Here is a 6,050-nt window from a genome sequence, read left to right on the forward strand (position 1 = left end):
AGTACGCCATGACCGCTGCAGCGCTTGAACTGACGGCGTCTCGCTTCGGAGACGGCCAAACGCCATTTCTCTCGGCGCGCCGGGTTTCCGAATTGCTCGGAGTGACGCTGGCCGAACTGGCCGGCCTGATCGGTGTCGCCCGCAACACGCTGACCGCCCGGTCCGGCGCACGCAAGGTTGATGCAGCACTCAGCCCTGTCGTCCGCATTCTCGCAATGGCGGGCGAAATGGCGGGGGACGAGAAGCGCGCGGCGATCTGGTTCAAACACCAGCCCATCCCCGGATGGGCCGGCAAGACGGCGTACGATCTCGTGCGCGAAGGCAAGGCCGATAAGGTGCTCGCTTATCTGGAGGCTGTCCGCTCCGGCGTCTATGCCTGACGGGCCGGCACATTCTAGGCTGACCCTTTGGCGCGCTTTCGTGCCGCGCTGGGGGCATTTGCCGCTCTCGGGGGAAGGCGCAGCCCGCTTTGGCGGCCGCTGGAATCCGGTCGGTGCGCCGACGATCTACGCCGCGCGCGAGCTTTCGACCGCCTGGGCCGAGTACAATCAGGGGTTCGTGCAGCATCCGGCGCTGATCGCCCAGTTCGAGCTTGTGCACGCCCGCCTGGCCGATCTGACCGACCCGCAGACACTGGAAAAGCTCGGTGTGACGGCTGAGATCCACAAATGCGAATGGCGCGAGATCATGAGCGCCGGCCATGTGCCGGAAACTCATGTGCTGCGGAAACGGCTGCTTGCCGACGCCTGGCATGGGGTGATCTATCCGTCGGTGATGTCGCCCGGCGGAACCTGTGTAGCAATCTGGCGCTGGAATGCGGACGAAGCCCCGACATTGAAGGTCGTCGACCCCGAGCAGCGGCTGCCCAAAACCGCGGCGTCGTGGCTGTGAGAGGCCATGGTCCGCCCTCGACCCAATGCAGTCATTCCTTCGCCGCATCAAACGGCGGCGAGGCGCTCATGGTAATGTGAACTGTCGGCCAAGGTTTCGATAACGCGGCATTCACACACACGGCCACGCCCACACTCATCAACAGTCCTCTGCAATTCCGCTCGGAGCGATACTAAGTGGGCAATACGTTGATCAATCTCGCCGATATGTCGTCGCGCAATGTCGTCAATATCCGCACAAGGCTGGTTAGGCTTGGCGCTCAATGCCAGCAATTCGCGGATGGCATCCACCTCGAACCCCAACTCACGTGCATGACGAATGAAGTTGAGCCGTGACGCATCACTTGCCTCATAGCGCCGCTGCTTCCCTTCGGTCCGCGGCGGCGACGGCAGCAATCCGATCTGTTCATAGTACCGGATCGTCGGCACTTTTACGCGCGTTCGCCGCGCCAGTTCGCCAATTGAAAATTCCATTAAAATACCTCTTGAACCTCTAGTGACTATAGGGATTAAGAGTCGATTTATCAAAGGAGACTCGCATGGCTGACAACTGTTGCAACCACGAAAGTGAGGTGTGTACGCCGCCACCACTCGTATTTCCGGCGAAAGGGGAGGTCGCCCAGCATGCAGTTGCGGACGCTTGTTGCTCCGGCGGCGTTCCCGTCTTCGACGGCATGGACCCGCGTTACAAGATGGTGCTTTGGACGGTCATCGCCATTAACGCGGCGATGTTCATCACCGAAATGGTCGCTGGCAGATTGGCAGGCTCACAGGCTCTGCAGGCCGATGCTCTGGACTTCCTGGGCGACACGGTCACATACGGTTTGAGCTTGGCGGTCATCGGCTCATCATTGCGGACGCGTGCCACGGCCGCGCTGTTCAAGGGTCTATCTTTGAGCGTGATGGGAATTTGGGTGTTTGGTTCTACCCTCTATCAGACGCTCATTCTCGGGGTTCCCAGTGCCGAGGTCATGGGCGTCATAGGCTTCTTGGCGCTTGCCGCCAATCTTGGTTCTGTTGTGCTGCTTCGACGCTACAAGGACGGCGATGCAAACGTCCGATCGGTCTGGCTCTGCTCGCGCAACGACGCCGTAGGCAACGTGACAGTGATGGTGGCGGCGCTTGGTGTCTGGGCTACCTCTTCCGCGTGGCCGGACTTAGCTGTCGCTACTCTGATGGCTGGAATTTTTCTCAGTTCATCAGCGCAAATTCTGCAGCAGGCATGGGGTGAATTTCGACGAGATCGACCCGTGGCCGCTGAATAGGCAACGTTGGCTTTCCACCCTTTGCAGACCATCTTGAACGCCTTTGCAGACCATCTTGAACGGACCGACCGAGCGCGGTAGCGGCGGCTTTGCTAACCGGCGCGAAGCAAATCAGGTGCGCTGAATCAACGCGCGAATGTCATGTGGAGGGATGCCCCCTCAGACCCGCGTCCCGCCTATCGTCATCTGGTTCATCCTGAGATGCGGCTGGCCGACGCCGACCGGCACGCCCTGGCCGGCTTTGCCGCACATGCCTATGCCGGTGTCGAGCTTCATGTCGTTGCCGACCATGGTCACGCGGTGCATGGCGTCGGGGCCGTTGCCGATCAGCATCGCGCCCTTGATCGGCTGGGTGATCTTGCCGTCCTCGATCATGTAGGCCTCGGTGCAGCCGAAGACGAATTTGCCCGAGGTGATGTCGACCTGGCCGCCGCCGAAGGAGACGGCATAGACGCCGTTTTTCACGGAGGCGATGATCTCGGCCGGCTCCATGTCGCCGGCGGTCATGTAGGTGTTGGTCATGCGCGGCATTGGCTGGTGCGCGTAGGATTCGCGCCGCCCGTTGCCGGTTGCGCCCATGCCCATCAGCCGGGCGTTCTGGCGGTCCTGCATGTAGCCGACGAGTTTTCCGTCATCGATCAGCACTGTGCGGTTGGTCGGCGTGCCCTCATCGTCGACCGACAGCGAGCCGCGCCGTTCCGCGATGGTGCCGTCGTCGACGACGGTGACGCCCTTGGCCGCCACTTGCTGACCCATGAGACCGGCAAAGGCCGAAGTCTTCTTGCGGTTGAAATCGCCTTCCAGCCCGTGGCCCACGGCCTCGTGCAGCATGACGCCCGGCCAGCCGCTCGAAAGCACGATGTCGAAAGTGCCGGCGGGGGCGGGGATCGCCTCGAGATTGACCAGCGCCTGCCGCAGCGCTTCGCCGGCGGCGCGCTTCCAACTGTCCTCGACGAGGAATTCGCCGAAGCCCTTGCGCCCGCCCATGCCGTATGTGCCGGTTTCCTGGCGGTCGCCTTCGCCGACCATGACCGAGACGTTCACCCTGACCAGCGGCCGGATGTCGCGGACCAGCTGGCCGTCGGCGCGCAGGATTTCGACATGCTGCCAGGAACAAGCCAGCGAGGCGGTGACCTGCCGCACGCGTGAATCGCTGGAGCGCAGCCAGGCGTCGATCTCCTGGAGCAGCTTCGCCTTCGCCTCGAAGCCGGGCGAGGCGATCGGGTTTTCGTCGCTGTAAAGGTGGCGGTTGGTGCGCGGCGGGGCGGCGGCGAGAACGCCCGAATATCCGCTCTTGACCGTGGACACCGCATCGGAGGCCCTGAGCAGCGCTGCTTCCGACAACTCGCTCGAGTGCGCATAGCCGCTGGCCTCGCCGGCCACAGCGCGCAGCCCGAAACCCTGGTCCGTGCTGAAATTCGCGGTCTTCAGCCGGCCATTGTCGAACATCAGCGCCTCGCTCTCGCTGTATTCGAGAAAAAGCTCGCCGTCGTCGGCGCCTTCGATCGTGTCGGTCACGATGCGGCGCAGTCTGTCTTCCGAAACGTCGAATTGGCCGAGGAGGCTGTTCATGGCGCACCCACTATATGACGGGAAATCAGCCCACGATGTAGGCCCGGCGGGCCCGTTCGGCAATGCGCGGCCGGACAATCACTTCGGCAGGGCGGCGAAACCCTCGTCGAAACCGTTGAGGTCGACGGGAATACCGATGCCTTCCTCTGGCGTCTGAAAGACGATGAACGTCGCCGACGTGCCGCCCTTCAGCGTGTCCAGAAGCGGCTTTTCTAGGATGACCTCGGCGTAGCAGCCGTCCTGGAAACAGCGCACGAAATAAGCGCGGCCGATATCCTTGCCGTCGACATTGAGGCCGAGGCCGTTTGGCAGCAGCACGCCGAGCGGGGCGAGAACGCGCAATATCTCGGCCTTGTTGTCGGCGGTGCGCAGCACCACGACCGACAGGCCCATCTCCGGGCGGTCCTCGGCGATCACGTTCTGCATCATCACGCATTGCTCGGCCGTTGCGCCCGCGGGCGTGTCGCAGATGATCGACCACGCGCCATGCGTGGAGCGGATGGCGCCGCTCTGCTGCGCGCCGGCCGGCATGACTGCGGACGACAAGGCGGCGACAAGGACGACTTTCGCCAGGGTTCCCGAAAGCCGAGATTTCATGTTGGCTCCATTGCGAATCACGGCGCCATCCGCCGTAACGATGTCAACTATAGGACAAGAAAGGGGCTGAACCAGCCGGAGGAGTTGAGTTTCTTCGCTTTTCGCGACCGAATCCGCCCGAATTGCGGCCTTGCCCGGTTGCGCCAAAACGCGGCTCTGCGCGCGCAAAAATGCCGCATGACTTCTTCTGCTCCTTTCTTGCGGTTGGATACAGAGTGTGGTTTGAACCTGCGACACCGAGCGATGGGGATTCCCGTCGCGCGGACGGCAATTCTTGGCGCGCCGAGCGCATGGAATCGGGAGACGATGAAGGCGATGAAGAAATTTTTGGCAAGCGCCGGCGCCGCGGCGGTTTCCTTTGTCAGCTCGGCGGTATTTGCGCAGCAGCCGGAGCCCTGGCAGACGCGCTTCCAGCCCGCGGCCACCGACATTATGCGGCAGACCACATGGTTCGAGCAGTACACGCTGTGGTTCATCGTGCCGATCACGCTGCTCGTCCTGGTGCTGCTCGCCTATTGCATCTGGAAATTCCGCGAGAGCGCCAATCCGACGCCCTCGCGCACCAGCCACAACACGCTGATCGAAGTGATCTGGACGGTCGGTCCCGTCATCATCCTGCTTTTCATAGCCGTGCCGTCCTTCCAGCTCCTGACCGCGCAGTACACGCCGCCGGAGGATCCGGCGCTGACGCTGAAGGCGACGGGCAACCAGTGGAACTGGGACTACGAATACCAGATCGAGGAGCCGCTTTCGTTTAACTCGGCGCTGCTTCCCGATGCCGACCGCGCTGCGGCCGGCAAGGAAGATCGCGCGGCCTATCCGCGGCTTCTGGCGGTAGACAATGAAGTGGTGGTGCCGGTCAACACGACCGTTCGCGTCCTGGTGACGGCGAGCGACGTGATGCACGCCTTCGCCATGCCGGCCTTCGGCATCAAGACCGACGCCGTGCCCGGCCGCATCAATGAGATCTGGTTCAAGGCCGAGAAGGAAGGCCTCTATTACGGCCAGTGCTCGGAACTCTGCGGCAAGGACCACGCCTTCATGCCGATCGCCATCCGGGTGGTGACGGACGAGCAGTACAACACCTGGCTGACGGCCGCCAAGGCGGACCTCGCCGGCGCCAACCGGGCGCTGATGGCGGCGCTCGACGGCGCCAACAAGGTAGCGTCCGCCGGCAATTGAGGCCGCGGACGATCAGGAATTGGGAATGGAGCGGAACATGGCAGGCGCGGCAGCTCACGACGACCACGACCACAAGCCCTATCACGGCTGGGTTCGCTGGGTCTATTCCACGAACCACAAGGACATCGGCACGCTCTATCTGATCTTCGCGATCATTGCCGGCATCATCGGCGGCGCGCTGTCGGTGGTCATGCGCTGGGAACTGGCCGAGCCGGGCATCCAGGTTTTCCATGGCCTTGCCGAAATGGTCTACGGCTTCGAGGGCGACGCGGCGCTCGACGGCGGCAAGCACATGTACAATGTGTTCACCACCGGCCACGCGCTGATCATGATCTTCTTCATGGTCATGCCGGCGCTGATCGGCGGCTTCGCCAACTGGATGGTGCCGATCATGATCGGCGCGCCGGACATGGCGTTTCCGCGCATGAACAACATCTCGTTCTGGCTGCTGCCGCCGGCCTTCTTCCTTCTGCTGCTGTCGATGTTCGTGCCCGGCCCGACCGGCGGCTTCGGCGTTGGCGGCGGCTGGACGATCTATCCGCCA

Annotated in this window: 8 protein-coding genes; 5 read left to right on the forward strand and 3 right to left on the reverse strand. The window is 62.8% G+C overall.

All coding sequences use genetic code 11. The features are described 5' to 3' along the window. Window positions 1–8: 8 nt before the first annotated feature. Entirely contained in the window at window positions 9–380 is a 372-nt protein-coding gene (locus MAXJ12_RS27265) for an antitoxin Xre/MbcA/ParS toxin-binding domain-containing protein (protein ID WP_008839338.1), read from the forward strand. Then, window positions 373–891, forward strand: a complete 519-nt coding sequence (locus tag MAXJ12_RS27270; RefSeq protein ID WP_008839339.1) for an RES family NAD+ phosphorylase — start codon at window positions 373–375, stop codon at window positions 889–891. The genes MAXJ12_RS27265 and MAXJ12_RS27270 overlap by 8 nt, the downstream gene beginning before the upstream one ends. Window positions 892–938: 47 nt before the next feature. Here the strand turns inward: MAXJ12_RS27270 and MAXJ12_RS35850 are convergent, their stop codons facing one another. Further along, on the reverse strand, window positions 939–1,364 hold the full coding sequence (locus MAXJ12_RS35850) for a MerR family transcriptional regulator (protein ID WP_008839340.1): 426 nt from the start codon (window positions 1,362–1,364) through the stop codon (window positions 939–941). A 65-nt stretch (window positions 1,365–1,429) separates the two neighbouring features. On the opposite strand from MAXJ12_RS35850, the gene MAXJ12_RS27275 reads away from it, so the two are divergent. Beyond that, window positions 1,430–2,155, forward strand: a complete 726-nt coding sequence (locus MAXJ12_RS27275) for a cation efflux transmembrane domain-containing protein (RefSeq protein WP_008839341.1) — start codon at window positions 1,430–1,432, stop codon at window positions 2,153–2,155. 159 nt (window positions 2,156–2,314) lie between these two features. Here MAXJ12_RS27275 and tldD read toward each other — a convergent pair whose 3' ends face one another. After that, on the reverse strand, window positions 2,315–3,727 hold the full coding sequence (tldD, locus tag MAXJ12_RS27280; protein ID WP_008839342.1) for a metalloprotease TldD: 1,413 nt from the start codon (window positions 3,725–3,727) through the stop codon (window positions 2,315–2,317). A 78-nt stretch (window positions 3,728–3,805) separates the two neighbouring features. Then, window positions 3,806–4,324 carry an invasion associated locus B family protein gene (locus tag MAXJ12_RS27285; RefSeq protein ID WP_040588344.1) on the reverse strand — a complete coding sequence of 173 codons (519 nt, stop codon included), beginning with the start codon at window positions 4,322–4,324 and terminating at the stop codon, window positions 3,806–3,808. 315 nt (window positions 4,325–4,639) lie between these two features. Between MAXJ12_RS27285 and coxB the strand changes: the two genes are divergently transcribed. Next, window positions 4,640–5,506, forward strand: coding sequence for a cytochrome c oxidase subunit II (coxB, locus tag MAXJ12_RS27290; RefSeq protein ID WP_193364377.1), 867 nt, complete (start codon window positions 4,640–4,642; stop codon window positions 5,504–5,506). Between the two features lie 37 nt (window positions 5,507–5,543). Continuing rightward, window positions 5,544–6,050 (forward strand): cbb3-type cytochrome c oxidase subunit I (locus MAXJ12_RS27295; RefSeq protein ID WP_193364378.1); only part of this gene is annotated, 507 nt, incomplete at its 3' end.

This window comes from Mesorhizobium alhagi CCNWXJ12-2, from assembly GCF_000236565.1.
Taxonomy (GTDB): domain Bacteria; phylum Pseudomonadota; class Alphaproteobacteria; order Rhizobiales; family Rhizobiaceae; genus Allomesorhizobium; species Allomesorhizobium alhagi.